The sequence below is a fragment of the Labrenzia sp. R5_0 genome (assembly GCF_017743835.1).
GTDB classification, from domain to species: Bacteria; Pseudomonadota; Alphaproteobacteria; order Rhizobiales; family Stappiaceae; genus Roseibium; species Roseibium algicola.
This window is the reverse complement of record NZ_JAGHRK010000003.1, coordinates 853,277-870,507: the sequence shown is the minus strand read 5'-3', so window position 1 is coordinate 870,507 and position 17,231 is coordinate 853,277. Positions and strand designations below refer to the sequence as shown.

Here is a 17,231-nt window from a genome sequence, read left to right as displayed (position 1 = left end):
CGGTCCGTCTAGAAATCCACTTCGATCGCGACGCCCTTCTGGATTGCCAGATCGACCGCGGCGGATGCCACGGCAAGATCCTGAAGGCCGACGCCGGTACCGTCGAAGAGGGTGATATCGCTCTGCGACGTCCTGCCTGGATGATTACCATTAATGACCGCGCCGATCTCAATTATATTGTCCTCAGAGACAATTCCGCTGGCCACCGCATGCTGGCATTCACCGATCGTCGCTGACTGAGCGACTTCATCCGTGAAGAGCTTTGCCTTGGCAACAAGCGCAACATCGACTTCCTGTTTGCCCTTGGTATCGGTGCCCATGCACGCGATGTGCGTGCCCGGTGAAACATGCTCATCCATCAGGATCGGATCGAAGCTGGAGGTGATCGAGATGATCACGTCGGCTTCCGCACCCAGCCTGGCCAGATCGACAGATTCGTAAGGCAGACCGAGTTCATTTGCGGTTTCCTCCAGACGCACCAGCATCTCCGGATGAAGGTTCCAGCCGAGGACCTTCTCGAAATCGCGCTGTTCGGCGGCGGCCCGCATCTGGAATGCGGACTGGTGGCCGGCTCCGATCATGCCAAGCACCTTCGCGTCCTTGCGTGCCAGATGCTTGATGGAAACCGCAGATGCTGCCGCTGTTCTGAGGGCGGTCAGCAGGTTGCCGCCGACTACGGCCTTCGCCTTGCCGGTATCGGCATCGAACAGGAACACTGTCGACTGGTGGTTGGTCAGGCCCTTTGCCATGTTGCCCGGCCAGTATCCGCCGGATTTCAGGCCGAGTGCCAGCGAGGACCGGTCGAAGCCGGACTTGAACCCGTATAGCGCATCGGCATGACCGATTGCCTCGCGAATAACCGGAAAATTATAGGCCGCCCCGCCCGCCATGGCGGCAAAGACGCTTTCGACAGCGTCAAAGGATTCCTGGCGGCCGATCAGGCCGGCGATTTCCTTTTCAGGAACAATGATCATGTGTGTCTCCAGCAAAACATCGTCTTCCCCCCGACCTCATCCTGAGGAGCCGCAACGCACCATCTCGAAGGATGGACGGCTCACTCGGAGTGTTTGGCCCATCCTTCGAGACAGACCTGTGGTCTTCCTCAGGATGAGGGGGATGGTGGTTGTTTACGCGGCAAACCCCACCGTCGTCATGCCATGGCTTGACCATGGCATCCATACCGCTCCCCATCCGTTCGAAAAGCTTCGATGTGTGGAAAGGTCACGGCATGGATTGCCGGGACGAGCCCGGCAATGACGAACAGTTGGGAGCTCGTTGTCCTCAATAGGCCTTGCCGCGGGCCGAGACCGGCCAGACCGTCTCAACCTTGCCGCCCCGCACGCCGACATACCAGTCGTGGACGTTGGCGGTCGGGTCGCAGTGGCCGGGCACCAGCTTCAGCTTCTCGCCCACCTGCAGAACACCCTTCGGGTCGGCAATGACACCGTGCTCGTCCGAGCACTTGATATAGTCGACATCGTTGCGGCCGTAGATGAACGGCAGACCGCTATCGACAGACTGGGCTTTGAGGCCCGCATCACAGATCGCCTTGTCGGCTTTCGCGTGGCTCATCACCTGGGTCAGGATGAAGAAGGCGTTTTCCCATTCCCCCTGGTCGATGCGCTTGCCGTCCTTATCGAGAATGCGGCCGTAGTCTGCATCCATGAAGGCATAGGAACCGCATTGCAGCTCGTTGTAGACGCCCGAATTGGATTCAAAATAGTAGGAGCCCGTGCCGCCACCTGAAACGAGTTCCGGCTCCAGGCCTTCCTTCTTCAACGCCTCGACGGCGTCCTTGACCATCGCAATGGCAATGTCGAGCTTGTCCTTGCGGGCTTCATAGCTGTCGATGTGCTGCATGGCGCCCTGGTAGGCCTGGATGCCGCTGAACTTCAGGTTCCTTGCCGCGTCCACTGCCTTGGCGATTTCGACAACCGCCTCGCTCGTGGTCACGCCGCAACGACCGGCACCGCAATCGATCTCGATGAAGACTTCCAGCGTGGTGCCGTGCTTGGCAGCGGCTTCAGACAGATCGGCAACATTGGAAAGATCATCGACACAGACGATGGTGCGGCAGCCAAATTTAGGCAGCCGGGCCAGACGATCGATCTTGGCCTTGTCGCGAACCTGGTTCGACACCAGGATGTCCTTGATACCGCCACGGGCAAAGACCTCGGCTTCCGAAACCTTCTGGCAGCAGACGCCGACAGCACCGCCGAGCCGTTCCTGCAGCTTTGCGACATCGACCGACTTGTGCATCTTCCCATGCACCCGGTGACGCATGCCGTGGACCTTGGCGTAGTCGCCCATCTTCTTGATGTTGCGCTCCAGTGCATCGAGATCGAGCACCAGGCAAGGCGTCTGGATATCGGCCTCGTCCATGCCTGGAAGGGCGGGAATGTCGAAGCCGACTTCGAGCTTTTCAAATCCGGTTTGTGCGTTCATTTTTCTTCTCCAAATGGCTCAGGCATTCCAGATCAACCAGCTTTCGGAATTCATCCGAAAGCTGAAAAGTTGATCGTTTTTAGAGCGATGGAGCATCTTAGCTGCGGTCCTCGGAACGCAGGATGCTCCAGGGTAATTTGCCGAGATCGACATTGCCGCCGGTGATGATGATGCCGACACGTTTGCCGGCAAAGACGTCCCTGTTCTTCAGGATGGTTGCCAGCGGCACGGCGGAAGACGGTTCCATGACGATCTTCATCCGCGCCCAGATCAGGCGCATAGCGTCGACGATTTCCTGTTCCGACGCGGTCAGGATGTCGGTGACGTGGTTCGAGACGAAGTGCCAGGTCAGCTCCTTGAGCGGCACCTTCAGCCCGTCGGCAACAGTTTCCGGAGCGTCGTCGGCAATGATGTGACCCGCCCTGAAACTGCGGGCAGCATCATCTGCCTGCTCCGGTTCGGCAGCAAAGATCTTCACTTCGGGCGCCAGGTTCGACAGGGTCAGGCAGGTACCTGACACCATGCCGCCACCGCCGATCGGTGCGACCACCGCATCAAGACCATCTGTCTGCTCCATCAATTCCTTGGAACAGGTGCCCTGACCGGCGATGACACGCGGGTCATTGTAGGGATGAACGAATTCCGCTCCGGTCCGGGCCTCGACCTCCGCAAAGACCGCTTCGCGGCTGGAGGTGGACGGTTCACACTCAGTGATGATGCCGCCGTACCCACGAACGGCATCCTTCTTGGCCTGTGGCGCCGTTCTCGGCATGACCACGTGGCACGGAATGCCCCGCCGGCCAGCCGCATAAGACAGGCTGAGTGCGTGGTTGCCGGAGGAATGGGTCGCCACACCGGCCTTGGCGGTTTCCTCGTCCAGACCGAAGACGGCGTTGGATGCACCGCGCACCTTGAAGGCACCTGCCTTCTGGAAGTTCTCGCATTTGAAGAACAGTTCCGCACCGGTCACCTCGTTCAGGAACGAGGAGGTCAGAACCGGCGTCCGGTGGATATGCGGCTTGATGCGCTCATGAGCGACGAGCATGTCCTCGAGCGTCGGGATGTACTGGGTCAGGGCGTCGGTTTTCATGCGGCTTCCTTCGAGGCAATGGCGCTGTCACTGCGATAGACTTCCTGGGCGGCCGCAACACCGGAGCCCAGTTGGATGTCGAGGCCGAGATCGGCCATGACCATTTCGGCAGTCGCCAGCCCCGACAGCATCATGACGTCGGTCAGGCTGCCCAGGTGGCCGATACGGAACACCTTGCCTGCGACCTCTCCGAGGCCGACACCGAAGGCGACGCCGTATTTCGCGGCGGCGTGGGTAACGATGCCGGTGGCGTTGAAACCTTCAGGCGTACGGATCGCGCTGACCGAATCCGAATAGACGTCCGGTGTCTGCGCGCAAAGCTCCAGGCCCCAGGCCCGGACCGCGGCGCGCACGCCTTCTGCAATGCGGTGGTGCCGGGCAAAGACATTGTCGAGGCCCTCTGCCAGCAGCATGTCGCAGCTCTGCTTCAACCCGTTCATCAGACCGACGGCCGGCGTATAGGGATAGGCGTTGTTGGCGTAGGCTTTCATCATGTCGCGAACATCGAAGAAGGTGCGCGGCAACCGGGCGCTTTCAACGGCGGCCTGTGCCTTTGGCGACAGGGCGATGATGGCGAGCCCCGGTGGCAACATGAAGCCTTTCTGGGAGCCCGTGACCGCGGCATCGACACCCCATTCGTCCATGCGGAAATCCATCGAGGCAATCGAGCTGACGCCATCGACAAAGAGCAGCGCCGGGTGCTTCGCGGCATTCAGGGCGCGGCGTACCGCGGCAATGTCGGATTTGACGCCGGTCGCGGTTTCGTTGTGGGTTGCCAGCACCGCCTTGATCTCGTGGTTTGTGTCCGCGGCGAGTATTTCCTCGTAGCGGTCTGCCGGCAGCCCTGTGCCCCAGGCTGCCTCGACAACCTCAACCTTCAGGCCGTGGCGCTGGCACATGTCGATCCAGCGATGGCTGAACATGCCGTTGCGGGCAGCCAGGATCTTGTCGCCGGGGCTCAAGCAGTTGGTGATCGCGGTTTCCCAGCCGCCGGTTCCGGTCGACGGAAACAGGAACACCTCGGCGCTTTCCGTCTTCAGCACCTTTTTGACGCCTGCAAGCGCGGGCTGCAGGATCTGTCCGAACAGCGGCGAGCGATGGTCCAGGGTCGGCATGTCGCACGCTCTGCGAAGCGCTTCCGGCATGTTGGTGGGGCCGGGAATGAAAACAGGATTTTGGAAGCTCATGGCCGTTTCCTCTTATGAATTTTGAGAAACGGTACCGTGCAGGGGCGGAGCTCCGCAATTTTTTTAAAATATTTTTTCAAAAATAGATTTTGTATAAATTGCCAATCTTGTCAGTATGTTATATTTTTCATATGGTGAATTGATTTTTCAAATTTCGAAAAAATAAGCTGATGACAGATCTCAAATCCGATAGTTCCGCCACCAGACGCGCCCGTGGGCGACCGCGTGCCTGGGACGACAAGACCGAACAGAACACCATCAAGTCGCTCGACCGGGCGATGGCGGTGTTCGAGCATCTGAGCACCCAGTCCGGCGTCTCTCTTTCAGCCCTGTCGGATCAGCTTGGAGAATCCACGGCAACGCTCTATCGCATCCTGTTCACGCTGGAGACACGTGGCCTGGTGGAATTCGACCAGGCGCAGCAGCTCTGGCACATAGGTCCGGGCGCCTTCATCATCGGCGCTCGATTTTTAAGGCGTACCAGTCTGGTGGAACGGGCGCGTCCTGTCCTGCGCTCCCTGATGGAGCAGACAGGGGAAACGGCCAATCTTGGTGTGGCACAGGCGGACCAGGTGCTGTTTGTCAGCCAGGTCGAAACCCACGAAAGCATTCGTGCCTTCTTCCCGCCCGGCACCTTGTCGCCGCTGCATGCCTCCGGCATCGGCAAGGCGCTCCTGGCTTTCATGGACGAGGATCAATGCAAGCGTATCCTGAAGCAGACCGACCGGGAACGCTTCACCGAGCACACATTGTGTGACGCGGGCCTGCTGGCCGCGGACCTGGAAGCGATCCGTGCACGCGGGTTCTCGATCGACGGGGAAGAAAAGAACCTAGGCATGCGCTGCATCGCGGCACCCGTGTTCAATCACTATGGCGAGGCTGTCGCCGGGCTGTCCGTCTCGGGACCGACCAGCCGGGTCAGCCCGGACAGAATCGCGCCTTTCGCAGAAGCAGTGAAGGCGGCGGCCGCTGCACTGACCGCCGCCCTCGGCGGCGAAATCGCTCCGCCGCAAACGAAGACCGTGGAATGAGAACGCTTGCTTCACTCCCGACCCGATCCAGAGGAGTTCGTTACACCCACGCCCTGAAGCGGCCAATCCCACCCTCTCCCTCATCCTGAGGAGGACCGTCAGGTCCGTCTCGAAGGATGAGGGTGCAAGGAAGAAGGGGCTTTTCTCTTTACTCCGCGGCGCTGCGGAAGCTCTGCCGGGCACCGGCCTCGAAACGGCCTGCCGCCTGCAGCTTCATGTGGCGATTGACGTCCTTGTAAAGGAGGTAGCGGAACGGGCCCGGGCCACCGGCATAGCAGGCCTGCGGGCAGAAGGCGCGTAGCCACATGTAGTCGCCGGCTTCCACCTCGACCCAGTCCTGGTTGAGGCGATAGACCGCCTTGCCTTCCAGGACATAAAGCCCGTGCTCCATCACATGGGTTTCCGCAAACGGGATGACGGCACCCGGCTGGAAGGTGACGATGTTGACATGCATGTCGTGGCGCACGTCTTCCGGATCGACGAAGCGGGTCGTCGCCCATTTGCCGTCCGTGCCGGGCATTGCCCGCGGTTCGATGTCGTTTTCGTGGGTGACGAAAAGTGTCGGTCGCTCCAGGCCCTCAACAGGCTCGAACGCCTTGCGGACCCAGTGGAACCGCACCGGGTCACTGCCTGTGTTCTTCAGGCTCCAGTCGGTTTGCGGCGGCAGGAAGGCGTAGCTTCCGGGCCTCAGGTCGTATCGCTGTCCGTCGGCTGTCAGAACAGCCTCACCTTCGACAACGAACAGCACGCCTTCGGCGGAAGGGTCTGTCTCCGGCCGGTCAGACCCACCGCCCGGCGACACCTCAACGATGTATTGAGAGAAGGTTTCGGCAAAACCTGACAATGGGCGCGACAGCACCCACAGGCGGGTCTTGTCCCAGAACGGCAGATAGCTGGTGACGATGTCACGCATGGTGCCTTTCGGGATGACCGCATAGGCATCGGTAAAGACAGCCCGGTCTGTCAGGAGTGTTTCCTGACCGGGATGACCGCCGGTCGGCGCGTAATAGGATCTTGGGGGCATGGACTGGGACACGGCCAACCTTCTTCTTCAAAAAAACCAGTTGCCGGGAACTATGGCCTGCCTTTCGAGGCCGGACCACGGGGCATGTCCGAAGAGCTCCTTTCGGAAAAACAAGATAATCGTCCCTTGATTTTCTTATTCTTCCGATCAATTGAACCCGCGCTTCAAGCCCGCGCAATGGCGATGTTGAGCAGAACTTGCCGCTTTTCCTCCGTCGCCACCTTGATGGCACGTTCCAGCGCTGCCGGCAGCGCGTCGCCTTCCATCACCGTTTCGGTGTAGGCGCGGCTGGCCTCCGCGGTTCTGGTGAAATCCGGGCTTGGCCGAAGGGACGTCAGCGGCACATCGTTGGCCTTGCTGGCAAGGCCATCCTTGTAAGTGCCCACCACGGAGTGACGCACTGCGCCCCACTCCTCGTTGTTCAGCACAAGCGTGATCACCGGCAACTCATGCGCCTCGGCAACCATGTGGCAGGCCGTCGGGTTGGCGAACATGTAGCTGCCGTCGCCGATGGTTGCGAAAACCAGACGGTCGCGGTCGGCAAGCTGTGCGCCAAGCGCCGCCGCGAGACCCCATCCTAGCCCCCCGGAATGCGGTTCCTGGAAGTAGCTGTTCGGCTGCTCCAGGTCGAGCGGCTCGAGCGGACAACCAAGCTCATGGAAGATTGTGGCCTTCCGCCCCTTGATGGCGCGGCCAAGGCAAAGACTGACCCAGTCCTTGCTCATCGGGCCGGCATTGCCGCGCTTGGCCCGGGCGACAACCTCCGCACGATTGGCGGACGACAGTTCGGCAATACGATGTCTGCGGGCGTTCAAAACGGCTTCGTCACGCGGACGGCTCTGCATTTCGGCAATCAGGGCCAGCAGCGTTTGCGCGGTTTCTCCTGCCAGGGTCACATCCGCCTGGAAGTTCCGGATCGGCGTGCGGGTGAACAGGGGATCCGGCCCCAGCTGGATCACGGTGACATCATCGCGAAGGGCGACCTTGTCCGGCCACCAGGGCGCCAGAGAGTTTATCACCAGCACCACGTCCGCCTCGGCAAGCAGGGCTTCCGGCGACGCACCGACCTGCATCGGATGCGACAGGGGCACGGAAAGCTGGTTTGCCCAATAGTGCGACAGCGGCATGGCCCAGTCCGTCAGGAACCGTCCGAGAGCTGCAAAGGCCTCTTCCGATCCGGCTCCTCGCTGACTGATGATCAGCGGGCTTTTGGCCTGCGCCAGCAGGTCTGCCGCGCGCCTCAGGGACGAGGGTTCCGGTGCTGCGATGACCGGTGACTGTTTCGACGGGGTATCAAGGCCGTCCGGCGGAGTTTGCTCGCACAGAACTTCACGCGGCAGGCTGAGATAGACGGGCCCCTTGGGCGTGGAATTGGCAATCGCCCAGCCCCGGTCGAAGAGATCCGCGATCTGCTCGGGAAAACGCAACTCGTAGTCCCACTTGGTGACTTCGCGGATCAGCGCGGTCTGGTCGAACATTTCCTGTCCCCAGCCGATCGGCACCGTGCGCGCGCCAAAGCGGCCGGCTTCCATCACCGGCGTGCGACCGGACATCATCAGCACGGGAATCTGATCGCACCAGGCGTTGATGGCGCCGGTAATGCCGTTGGAGAGCCCCACGTTGGTGTGCAGCATGACGGACTGGATCCTGCCTGAGATCTGGTAAAAGCCGTGTGCCATACCGACGGCAACATGTTCGTGCGGCACCGTGATCGGCACCGGAAGGTCGAGCCCGTTCTGTGTTGCCTCGATCAGTCCCTCGATGATCGGTGGAAAATCTGTGCCGGAATTTGCGAAGACATAGTCGACACCGAGCGCCTTCAACTTGCCGAACACCGCTCCACCCGCGGTAATCGTGGTGCTGTCCATCCTGTCGGCCATGCCGTCCTCCCATGTTCCTTTTGGATGCAGAATGCAGAAATTGCGAGGCAATTCAGTCTCTTGCGGGAGAGGAGCCCCTCAGCGAACCGCCGCCTTCGCATCTGCTTTGACGCGCACCCTAGACGATAAAAAACGGCAATGGGAACAAGGAATTTTCTTTCCAAAATTGGAAAGTATAATGGCTATTATCTCATTTTACATTACCAAACTAATTAGTGAAGATGATCGCGGAGCTACGTTCCCTGCTGGCCGCAAATCTGCAAGAGGTGTGCCCGAAAGGTCTTCCGACTTCGTTGAAGGGCGTTCCACGATCGCACACATTGAAGGTTGGCCAGCAAGTTACAGACCGGGAGTCGACAAGAGCTTCCGATGGGAGGAGACAACATGAGCATTCTCAAGAACGCGTTTCTGGCCGCTGCCATGATCGCCGCCGGCGCATCGTCCGCAGCCGCGGCCGATTACGAATTCAAGCTGCACCACTTCCTGGGCGAGAAAGCCCCTGCGCACACACAGATGCTGGTGCCGTGGGCCAAGCAGGTGGAAGAAAATTCCGGTGGCAAGGTCCATATCGAAATCTATCCGGCCATGACGCTTGGCGGCCGTCCGCCCGAACTGATCAACCAGGTGCGTGACGGCGTGGTCGATCTGGTCTGGACCGTGAACGGCTATACGCCGGGCCTCTTCCCGCGCACCGAGGTGTTCGAACTTCCGGGCATTCACACCAACGATCCGGCGGCCACAAACCAGGCGCTGATGGATCTGTACGAAACGGACCTGAAGGACGAGTACAAGGGCATTGAAGTAATGTTCCTGCATGTGCACGCCGGCCAGGCCATTCACATGCGCGACACGGAAGTTCACTCCCCGGCAGACCTCGCCGGCAAGAAGATCCGCATCCCGACCCGAACAGGTGCCTGGGTGATCGAGGCACTCGGCGCTTCGCCGGTCGCCATGCCGGTTCCGGAACTGCCGCCTGCGCTGCAGAAGGGTGTTATCGACGGCGCGTTCATTCCGTGGGAAATCATTCCGCCGCTGAAGATCCAGGAGCAGACCGAGTACCAGATCGAAGGCGTCGACAAGGAGCGTTTCGGCACCACCACCTTCCAGGTTTCCATGAACCAGGAACGCTGGAATGGTCTGCCGGAAGACATTCAGAAGGCCTTTCGTGATGCTTCCGGTCCCGAGTGGATCGTGAAGGTTGGCGAAATCTGGGCTGCATCGGATGATTTCGGGATCGGTCTGGCCACCAAGGCGGGCAACACGCACATCACCTTGACCGAGGAAGAGACCGAAGCTTTCCGTCAGGCACTGGCACCCGTTGCCGACCGCTGGGTCGAGGAAGTCTCCGCAAAGGGTATCGACGGTGCCGCGCTGGTTGAAAAGGCCCGCGCAGCGGTGGCCAGCCACTCGGCCAACTGATGTCGAACACTCTCAAAGCCAGCAGCTCCGGGTTCACCGGGGCTGCCAGCCGCCTGATAACGCTCTGGGCCCTCCTTGGCGGCGGCGTGCTGTTACTGGTCGTCGCTGTCAACATGCTGTCGATCATCGGCTCGGTTTTCGGCACACCGTTTCCGGGCGATTTCGAGCTGACCGAAATGGGCGTGGCCATCGCGGTCTTCGCGTTCCTGCCCTATTGCCAGTTGGTCGGTGCAAACGTCTCGGCAGACATCTTCACCGCCGGCGCGTCCAGACGGGTGATTGCCTTCTTCACCCTGCTCGGGTCACTGGTTGCCCTTGTGTTCGCGCTGCTGCTGATCTGGCGCATGTATTACGGCATGCTGGACCAGAAGGACTACGACTACACCACCACCATCCTGCAGATCCCGCACTGGATGGCCTTCGTGCCGATCCTGATATCGCTTGCGCTGCTGGCACTGGCCGCGCTGGTCACGCTGCTGCAGGACATGACCGCGCTGTCGAGAGGACACCACTAGAATGACGGACGCACTTGTCCTCGGGCTTGGCGCTCTCGTGGTGCTGATCGCCCTGATCGCGATCCGCATGCCCATTGCCTATGCGATGATCCTTGTCGGCGGTGTCGGCACCATGATGTTGAACGGCCCCGCCCTCGTCCTCAGCCAGCTGAAGACCCTCGCCTACGGCCAGTTCTCCATCTACGACCTTTCCGTCGTGCCGATGTTCGTCCTGATGGGGGCGATCGCCTCGAAGACCGGCCTGAGCCAGGCTTTGTTCCGGGGGGCGAATGCCTGGCTCGGCTGGCTGCGCGGCGGCACGGCCATGGCGGCCATCGCCGGCTGCGCCGGGTTCGGTGCGGTCTGCGGCTCGTCGCTTGCAACCGCCTCCACCATGGGCAAGGTCGCCCTGCCGGAACTCAAGCGCTACAATTATTCCGGTGCGCTGGCGACGGGAACGCTCGCCGCGGGCGGCGTGCTCGGCATCCTGATCCCGCCCTCGGTCGTCCTGATCATCTATGCCATCATCGTGGAAGCAAACATCGTCACCATGTTCATGGCAGCATTTCTGCCAGGCCTGCTGGCAGTGGTTCTCTTCCTTCTGACCATCGCCCTCTATGTCACCATCAAGCCGGAAGCCGGGCCCAAGGGAGGTGTTGCCGACCGCAAGGAATTCCTGGAGGCGACTGCCGGCATGATCCCGGTGCTGATCATCTTCGGGCTGGTCATCGGCGGCATCTACTTCGGGTTCTTCAACCCGACACCGGCAGCCGCCGTCGGCGTTTTTCTGGTCCTGCTGTTCGGGCTGTTGCAGCGCAAGCTGTCCGGCCACGACTTCATTCAGGCGCTCAAGGAAACCGCGTCCACTTCAGGCATGATCTATCTGATCATCCTTGGGGCGGAACTCCTCAAGATCTTCATGTCCCGCGTTGGCCTGCCTCAGGAAACCGCTTCCTGGATCGCCAATTCCGGACTCGAACCGATGACGGTGCTGATCCTGCTGCTGATCGCGCTCATCCTGCTCGGCTGCCTGATGGACAGCCTGTCGATGATCCTGCTGGTGATCCCGTTCTTCTGGCCGGTTCTGGTCGAGATCAACGGCGGCATCTACCAGGGAGCGGAAGGGGCAGGCTTCGGCATGAGCACGGAGGACCTGAAGATCTGGTTCGGCGTACTCGCCCTGATCGTGGTCGAACTCGGCCTGATCACGCCACCGGTTGGCATGAATGTCTTCGTCATCTCCTCGCTCGATCGGGAAACGCCGATGATCGAGACCTTCAAGGGAGTTGCGCCGTTCTTCTGTGCCGAGATCCTGCGCGTAATCCTGCTGGTCTGTTTTCCAATCATCACCCTGTGGCTGCCGCAGGTGCTGAGGTAGGCATCGAAAACACCCTATAAATGAAAAAGCACGCCCGGGTAACGGGCGTGCTTTTTTCGTTCAAGGCTGGGCTTTTACTTTCCCTGTGCCGCCGCGCGGATCTGGCTGAGGCTGGCGGCCGGGGTGATGGCTTCCGGGTCCAGCTTCAGATGCAGGATTGCGGGTGTGCCGGCGGCACGGGCACGTTCGTATGCAGGACCGAAAGCGTCTGTCGTCTCGACCGTCTCACCGAAGGCACCATAGCTGCGGGCAAGCGCTGCGAAATCCGGATTGACCAGCTTGGTTGCCGACGGGCGACCGGGATAGGTGCGTTCCTGATGCATGCGGATGGTGCCGTACATGCCGTTGTCGATCACAAGCACGATGATGTTGGCGCAGTCCTGACAGGCGGTGCCAAACTCCTGCATGGTCATCTGCAGGCAGCCATCGCCTGCAAAACAGACGACTTCGCGCTCCGGAAAGGCAAGCTTGGCGGAAACGGCAGCCGGCAGGCCATACCCCATGGAGCCGCTCGTCGGCGCTGCCTGGGTGGCGTAGCGACGGAACCGGTGGAAGCGGTGCAGCCAGGTGGCGTAGTTGCCGGCACCATTGGTGCAGACCGCATCTTCCGGCAGGTTGGCTTCCAGCCATTCCATGACGCCGGCCATCTGGAGGTTACCGGGTACCTGTGGCCGGGCACCAGACCATTCCAGATAATCCTGATGGGCCTTGGCCGCTTCGCCTGCGCCTTTCAGTTCGGACGGCGGCTGAAGGCCTTCGGCCGCCTTGCAGAAGGCAGTCGGGCTGGCATGAATCGCCTGCGCCGGCCGGTAGACCCGGCCGAGTTCCTCGGCATCCGGATGGACATGAACCAGTTGCTGCGTGGGCGAGGGAATGTCGAGCAGCGAATAGGACTGGCTCGGCATTTCCGACAAGCGGCCACCGACAAGCAGGATCAGATCGGAGGACTTGACCCGTGCCAGCAGCTTCGGATTGATGCCGATGCCCACATCGCCGGCATAGTTCGGATGCAGATTATCGAACAGCATCTGGCGGCGGAACGAGCAGGCAACCGGCAGGTCGAAACGCTCTGCAAAGCGGGTAAAGCCGGCGACGGCCTCTTCCGACCAGCGGCTGCCGCCCAGAATGGCGATCGGCCGCTCGGCCGCCCAAAGGCGCTTCTGCAGGTCCGCCATCTGGGTGAGGCCCGGATGCGTTTCGACCTGGGTCCACGCAGGCGGCTGCGGGGCATCCGCCTTTTCGACCAGCATGTCTTCCGGTAGCGCCAGAACCACCGGTCCCGGACGGCCGGACGTGGCAACATGGTAGGCGCGCGAAATGAACTCCGGTACGCGATCCGCGTGATCGATCTCCGCAACCCATTTGGCGATGCCACCGAACATTTGGCGGTAGTCGATTTCCTGGAACGCTTCACGCTCGCGCATGCCACGCTCGATCTGTCCGATGAACAGGATCATCGGCGTGGAATCCTGCGCCGCCACGTGGACACCGGCAGAAGCGTTGGTGGCCCCGGGACCGCGGGTCACCATGCAGACGCCCGGCTTGCCGGTGAGCTTGCCCCAGGCATCGGCCATTATTGCAGCCCCGCCTTCCTGGCGGCAGACCGTGACCGGGATCGACGCATCGTAAAGCGCATCGAGCACGGCAAGGTAACTTTCGCCGGGCACACAGAACACACGCTCTGCCCCGTGGCGCTCCAGCGCCTCCACCAACAATTCACCGCCGGTCTTCTGGTCCATGTTCCGGGTCCTTACGAGAAAGATGATCTGTTCATTCTATAGCGTATGAAAATCCCGCCTGTTAGAGGCGAAAATCAGATTAATTGGCAATAGGGTCATTCCGATTTAGAATAATATATCTCCGATAACGGACTTGTAGCCCATCCTTCGAGAAGCGCCCAAGCGCGCTCCTCAGGATGAGGTTGAACGTGTTGTAAGGCCGCCTGATTGTGCCACACACAGTCCTTATCCTGAGGAAGCGCGAAGCGCTGTCTCGAAGGATGGGCCTCATGTCATGGTAGGCCTTGCCGGTAAGCATCAGCGCTGCAAACAAAAAGGGGCACCGGTTTCCCGGCACCCCTGCCCCCATTCGTTGTTATGTCTTGTTATGGGAAGCTGATCTCAGATCGACTGAACCGTCACCACCTGGAAGGTGTGCATCTCGCCATCCTCGTCCTTGATGGAGACGTATTCACCCGGGTTGAAGGCATGAGCGCCGAAACGGTAGCCCGCCTCGTCGTCGTCCTCGCCGTCGATATCGTAATGGAATGCCCAGGAGCCACCCGGACGGTGGATGAGGTGGCCGACTTCCTCTTCCTCGGCGCCCCAGAATCGCCGCACACGGCAATGGTCGCGCTGCTTCTTCCAAAGACCGGCGTCGATATGGCCGGTTTCGTCAAGCGGAGCGGTGAATTCATAACCGTGGTTCGCCGAACCTTGCGGGAAATCCTTGGTTCTGGCCAGGTTCAACCTGATCTTCTTCAAAGTCGGATAGTCGCTCATGGGGCCCTCCTTTACTGACAATCCGGTTTATTTGTGCCACATCCGGGGCACCTCACATTGAGAAGGATCAAACCGGGTCGTTTGCATGTGAGGCATGTATTGCCACGTGTCAGCAAAAGGGACGGAAGATGGATCAGGCCGAAACCCAGAACCAGGCGCTCGAGTTCCTCGGCAGCCTTCCGTCCGACGATCCGGCGCGGCCCGAGGTGAAGCGGATCGACACCCATGCCAATATCGTCTTTCTGGTGGGCAGCAAGGCCTACAAGGTCAAACGGTCGGTCAAGTTTCCCTTTCTCGATTATTCGACGTTGCCCTTGCGCGAAGAAGCCTGCAAGGCGGAAATAACCTACAACCAGCCGAACGCACCTCAGATCTACCGGCAGGCCTTGCCTGTGACGCGGGAGGCAGATGGCACGCTGGATCTTGGCGGCACTGGAGAGCCCATCGAATGGGCAGTTGAAATGAACCGGTTCGAGCGACAGCACGAACTGGACTCCGTCGCTGGAACCAGCCCGCTTCCGGACACCCTGACGGACAGTCTGGCGGACATGATGGTGACTGCTCATGACGTCGCGCCACTGCGGCAGGGCAACGGCTTCTACGCGGAGCTTGCAAGCTATGTGGAGCAGAACGACGCCGCCTTTCGCGAGCACCCCGATCTGTTCGAAGCCGAGGCGGTCCGGCATCTGACCGAGACTTCCCGCACTGTCTTGTCGGCTCTGCACGAGCTGATCTTGCGCCGGGGCGAACAGGGTCTTGTCCGTCGTTGCCACGGCGACGCCCACCTTCGCAACATCGTCATGGTTGATGACACCCCGGTCCTGTTCGATGCGGTTGAATTTTCAGATGCGATTGCTACCGGCGACGTTCTTTACGATCTCGCCTTCCTGCTGATGGACCTGTGGGACCGGGGTCAACAGCGTGCGGCCAACCGGGTGTTCAACCGCTACATGGACAAGAGCCGCCTGGACACGCATTCGGAGGGCCTGGCAGCCCTGCCCTTCTACCTGATGATGCGCGCGGCGATCCGCTCCAAGATCGCGGCCAGCTCCGCTCTCAACCAGTCGGACCCGAACCAGAAACAACGTGAGCGCGACCAGGCCCAGGCCTATTTCCGCCACGCGTTGGACTTTCTGGATCCCTCACGCCCGCAACTGGTTGCCATCGGCGGACTTTCCGGCACCGGCAAGACCACGCTTGCTTACGAAATTGCCCCCGGCATCGGCCGGGCACCCGGCGCGCGCGTGCTGCGCACGGACGTCATGCGAAAGCGCCTGCTGGGCATTGAAGAAACGGAAAAGGCGCCGGCGGAAGCCTATACACTGGAGGCTTCCCAGAAGGTCTACCACGCGCTGGACGACACCATTCAGACCGTCCTCGCAGCGGGTCACTCGGCAATCTTCGATGCGGTTTTTGCCGCCGAGAGCGAACGGGACCGTATCGTGGCCATCGCCAACAATGTTGAATGCGGTTTCTGTGGCCTGTGGCTCACTGCGCCGGCAAACATCCTGAAAGCGCGGGTCTCCGCGCGCGGGGACGATGCCTCGGACGCAAACGCTGACGTTGTCGATACCCAGCTTGGCTACGACCTCGGCCAGATGAACTGGGTGGAAATCGACGCGGGCAGCAATGTCGACGAAACCGCCGGACAGGTGCGGAAAATCCTGAACCGCCAGTAGACTACAGTCCGGCAGCCCTGAGGGCTGCCGCGGCTCCGGCTGCACAGAAGACGGCGACATATTCCTTGCGCAGGGTCACCTGCGCCGCTGCAGCAACGACAAGGCACAGCGCCACGGCCAGCCCGCCCTTCAACACGATAGGCAGGATGGTGGAAACGATGATCGCGCCCGGCAAGGCCTCCAGACCGCGGCGCACCCGCGGCGTGATGGGCAGCCGGCCCATGACCCAGTATCCGCCCGCCCTCAGGGCATAAGTGACCGCCGTCATGCCAAGCACGGCTAGGACAAAGATCGGGTCGGCGGTGAATGCTCCCTCAGTCATCGAGATAGGCCCCCGCGAAAGCACCGGCGATGGCACCGGTGAAAATGCTCCAGTAGCCCCCGACCAGATACCAGGTCAGCGCGGCGATACCGCCTGCGAACAGCCAGCTGACTGTCTGGCGCTTGCCCTTCCAGAGCGGCACGAGCAGTGCAGCGAAGAAAGCCGGCAGAACCACGTCGAGGCCATAGACCTTCGGGTCCGACACGAGACTGCCTGCGAAATAGCCCGGAACGACGGAAAGCGACCAGACCGACCAGGTGAAAAGACCGCTGCCGAGATAGATCCCCCAGTCGCGCGTGCCCTTGTCGTATTCCGACAAGGCCAGCAACCAGTTGAGGTCCGTCAGCAGAAACAGGGAAGGATAGGTCTGCCAGGCCGGCACCTGGCCAAGCCAGGGCCGCAGGCTCGCGCCGATCAGCAGCATGCGCATGTTGACGGCAGCGGTAACCCCGATCATGGCCACGACGAGAGCATAATTGAGCGGATCGCTGTAGACTTCCATCGCGACAAACTGGCTGGCGCCGGCGAAGACCAGCGAGTTGATCATGATCGTTTCGAGGAAGGTCAGCCCCTTTTGCGCTGCGACCGTTCCGAAGACCAGTCCAAGCGCGATGATGCCCGGGGATACCGGAATGCACATCGTGGCGCCCCGCACGCAGCCTTGCAGGCTGAGGGTCACATTTTTGTTCAACATGTCTGTCCAAGAGTGTCAGGCGGCGGGCAGCCCCCGCAAAGAAAGGTCAGTATTGCTGATAAATCGCCTCAGAACCAATGAAACCTT

At 60.8% G+C, this 17,231-nt stretch carries 15 protein-coding genes; 5 read left to right on the top strand and 10 right to left on the bottom strand.

The genetic code is table 11. From position 1 onward, the window contains the following. Nucleotides 1–8: 8 nt before the first annotated feature. From bhcD to bhcA, 4 genes are all read right to left on the bottom strand, one after another. On the bottom strand, nt 9–974 hold the full coding sequence (gene bhcD / locus J7447_RS19390; protein ID WP_209170604.1) for an iminosuccinate reductase BhcD: 966 nt from the start codon (nt 972–974) through the stop codon (nt 9–11). A gap of 307 nt (nt 975–1,281) precedes the next feature. Continuing rightward, nucleotides 1,282–2,445, bottom strand: a complete 1,164-nt coding sequence (bhcC, locus tag J7447_RS19385; RefSeq protein ID WP_209170603.1) for a 3-hydroxy-D-aspartate aldolase BhcC — start codon at nt 2,443–2,445, stop codon at nt 1,282–1,284. A 97-nt stretch (nt 2,446–2,542) separates the two neighbouring features. Then, nucleotides 2,543–3,535, bottom strand: a complete 993-nt coding sequence (bhcB, locus tag J7447_RS19380) for a beta-hydroxyaspartate dehydratase BhcB (protein ID WP_209170602.1) — start codon at nt 3,533–3,535, stop codon at nt 2,543–2,545. Continuing rightward, nucleotides 3,532–4,722: an L-aspartate--glyoxylate aminotransferase BhcA gene (gene bhcA, locus J7447_RS19375; protein ID WP_209170601.1), complete on the bottom strand. Its 1,191-nt coding sequence runs from the start codon at nt 4,720–4,722 to the stop codon at nt 3,532–3,534. Before bhcA ends, bhcB begins: the two co-directional genes overlap by 4 nt. Nucleotides 4,723–4,892: 170 nt before the next feature. Here bhcA and bhcR point away from each other — a divergent pair, with 170 nt between their 5' ends. Beyond that, nucleotides 4,893–5,753, top strand: coding sequence for an HTH-type transcriptional regulator BhcR (gene bhcR / locus J7447_RS19370; RefSeq protein WP_062491919.1), 861 nt, complete (start codon nt 4,893–4,895; stop codon nt 5,751–5,753). A 148-nt stretch (nt 5,754–5,901) separates the two neighbouring features. On the opposite strand, the gene J7447_RS19365 is transcribed toward bhcR, so the two are convergent. Next, entirely contained in the window at nt 5,902–6,777 is an 876-nt protein-coding gene (locus tag J7447_RS19365; RefSeq protein WP_209170682.1) for a bifunctional allantoicase/(S)-ureidoglycine aminohydrolase, read from the bottom strand. 164 nt (nt 6,778–6,941) lie between these two features. Next, complete coding sequence (locus J7447_RS19360) at nt 6,942–8,657, bottom strand: thiamine pyrophosphate-requiring protein (RefSeq protein ID WP_286189327.1); 1,716 nt, start codon at nt 8,655–8,657, stop codon at nt 6,942–6,944. 384 nt (nt 8,658–9,041) lie between these two features. Here J7447_RS19360 and J7447_RS19355 point away from each other — a divergent pair, with 384 nt between their 5' ends. The 3 genes from J7447_RS19355 to J7447_RS19345 are packed head-to-tail and all read left to right on the top strand — an operon-like array spanning nt 9,042 to nt 11,948. Beyond that, a complete protein-coding gene (locus J7447_RS19355) occupies nt 9,042–10,076 on the top strand; it encodes a TRAP transporter substrate-binding protein (RefSeq protein WP_209170600.1) in 1,035 nt (344 codons plus the stop codon). Next, entirely contained in the window at nt 10,076–10,591 is a 516-nt protein-coding gene (locus J7447_RS19350) for a TRAP transporter small permease subunit (RefSeq protein WP_023002154.1), read from the top strand. The genes J7447_RS19355 and J7447_RS19350 overlap by 1 nt, the downstream gene beginning before the upstream one ends. Before the next feature lies 1 nt (nt 10,592). After that, nucleotides 10,593–11,948, top strand: coding sequence for a TRAP transporter large permease subunit (locus J7447_RS19345; protein ID WP_023002155.1), 1,356 nt, complete (start codon nt 10,593–10,595; stop codon nt 11,946–11,948). A 74-nt stretch (nt 11,949–12,022) separates the two neighbouring features. Here J7447_RS19345 and J7447_RS19340 read toward each other — a convergent pair whose 3' ends face one another. Next, nucleotides 12,023–13,687, bottom strand: coding sequence for a thiamine pyrophosphate-binding protein (locus tag J7447_RS19340; RefSeq protein ID WP_209170599.1), 1,665 nt, complete (start codon nt 13,685–13,687; stop codon nt 12,023–12,025). 381 nt (nt 13,688–14,068) lie between these two features. Continuing rightward, the gene (locus J7447_RS19335) at nt 14,069–14,449 is read right to left on the bottom strand and encodes a hypothetical protein (protein WP_023002157.1); all 381 of its coding nucleotides are present in this window, start codon (nt 14,447–14,449) and stop codon (nt 14,069–14,071) included. A gap of 128 nt (nt 14,450–14,577) precedes the next feature. Here J7447_RS19335 and J7447_RS19330 point away from each other — a divergent pair, with 128 nt between their 5' ends. Next, entirely contained in the window at nt 14,578–16,128 is a 1,551-nt protein-coding gene (locus J7447_RS19330) for a bifunctional aminoglycoside phosphotransferase/ATP-binding protein (protein WP_209170598.1), read from the top strand. Nucleotide 16,129: 1 nt separating this feature from the next. On the opposite strand, the gene J7447_RS19325 is transcribed toward J7447_RS19330, so the two are convergent. After that, the gene (locus tag J7447_RS19325) at nt 16,130–16,450 is read right to left on the bottom strand and encodes an AzlD domain-containing protein (protein WP_023002159.1); all 321 of its coding nucleotides are present in this window, start codon (nt 16,448–16,450) and stop codon (nt 16,130–16,132) included. After that, entirely contained in the window at nt 16,443–17,144 is a 702-nt protein-coding gene (locus J7447_RS19320) for an AzlC family ABC transporter permease (RefSeq protein ID WP_023002160.1), read from the bottom strand. The genes J7447_RS19325 and J7447_RS19320 overlap by 8 nt, the downstream gene beginning before the upstream one ends. Nucleotides 17,145–17,231: the final 87 nt, after the last annotated feature.

What these genes read in the sequence shown, in the direction of transcription:
- bhcD (WP_209170604.1), bottom strand. Translation starts at nt 974, where the DNA reads ATGATCATTGTTCCTGAAAAGGAAATCGCCGGCCTGATCGGCCGCCAG.
- bhcC (WP_209170603.1), bottom strand. Translation starts at nt 2,445, where the DNA reads ATGAACGCACAAACCGGATTTGAAAAGCTCGAAGTCGGCTTCGACATT.
- bhcB (WP_209170602.1), bottom strand. Translation starts at nt 3,535, where the DNA reads ATGAAAACCGACGCCCTGACCCAGTACATCCCGACGCTCGAGGACATG.
- bhcA (WP_209170601.1), bottom strand. Translation starts at nt 4,722, where the DNA reads ATGAGCTTCCAAAATCCTGTTTTCATTCCCGGCCCCACCAACATGCCG.
- bhcR (WP_062491919.1), top strand. Translation starts at nt 4,893, where the DNA reads ATGACAGATCTCAAATCCGATAGTTCCGCCACCAGACGCGCCCGTGGG.
- J7447_RS19365 (WP_209170682.1), bottom strand. Translation starts at nt 6,777, where the DNA reads ATGCCCCCAAGATCCTATTACGCGCCGACCGGCGGTCATCCCGGTCAG.
- J7447_RS19360 (WP_286189327.1), bottom strand. Translation starts at nt 8,657, where the DNA reads ATGGCCGACAGGATGGACAGCACCACGATTACCGCGGGTGGAGCGGTG.
- J7447_RS19355 (WP_209170600.1), top strand. Translation starts at nt 9,042, where the DNA reads ATGAGCATTCTCAAGAACGCGTTTCTGGCCGCTGCCATGATCGCCGCC.
- J7447_RS19350 (WP_023002154.1), top strand. Translation starts at nt 10,076, where the DNA reads ATGTCGAACACTCTCAAAGCCAGCAGCTCCGGGTTCACCGGGGCTGCC.
- J7447_RS19345 (WP_023002155.1), top strand. Translation starts at nt 10,593, where the DNA reads ATGACGGACGCACTTGTCCTCGGGCTTGGCGCTCTCGTGGTGCTGATC.
- J7447_RS19340 (WP_209170599.1), bottom strand. Translation starts at nt 13,687, where the DNA reads ATGGACCAGAAGACCGGCGGTGAATTGTTGGTGGAGGCGCTGGAGCGC.
- J7447_RS19335 (WP_023002157.1), bottom strand. Translation starts at nt 14,449, where the DNA reads ATGAGCGACTATCCGACTTTGAAGAAGATCAGGTTGAACCTGGCCAGA.
- J7447_RS19330 (WP_209170598.1), top strand. Translation starts at nt 14,578, where the DNA reads ATGGATCAGGCCGAAACCCAGAACCAGGCGCTCGAGTTCCTCGGCAGC.
- J7447_RS19325 (WP_023002159.1), bottom strand. Translation starts at nt 16,450, where the DNA reads ATGACTGAGGGAGCATTCACCGCCGACCCGATCTTTGTCCTAGCCGTG.
- J7447_RS19320 (WP_023002160.1), bottom strand. Translation starts at nt 17,144, where the DNA reads ATGTTGAACAAAAATGTGACCCTCAGCCTGCAAGGCTGCGTGCGGGGC.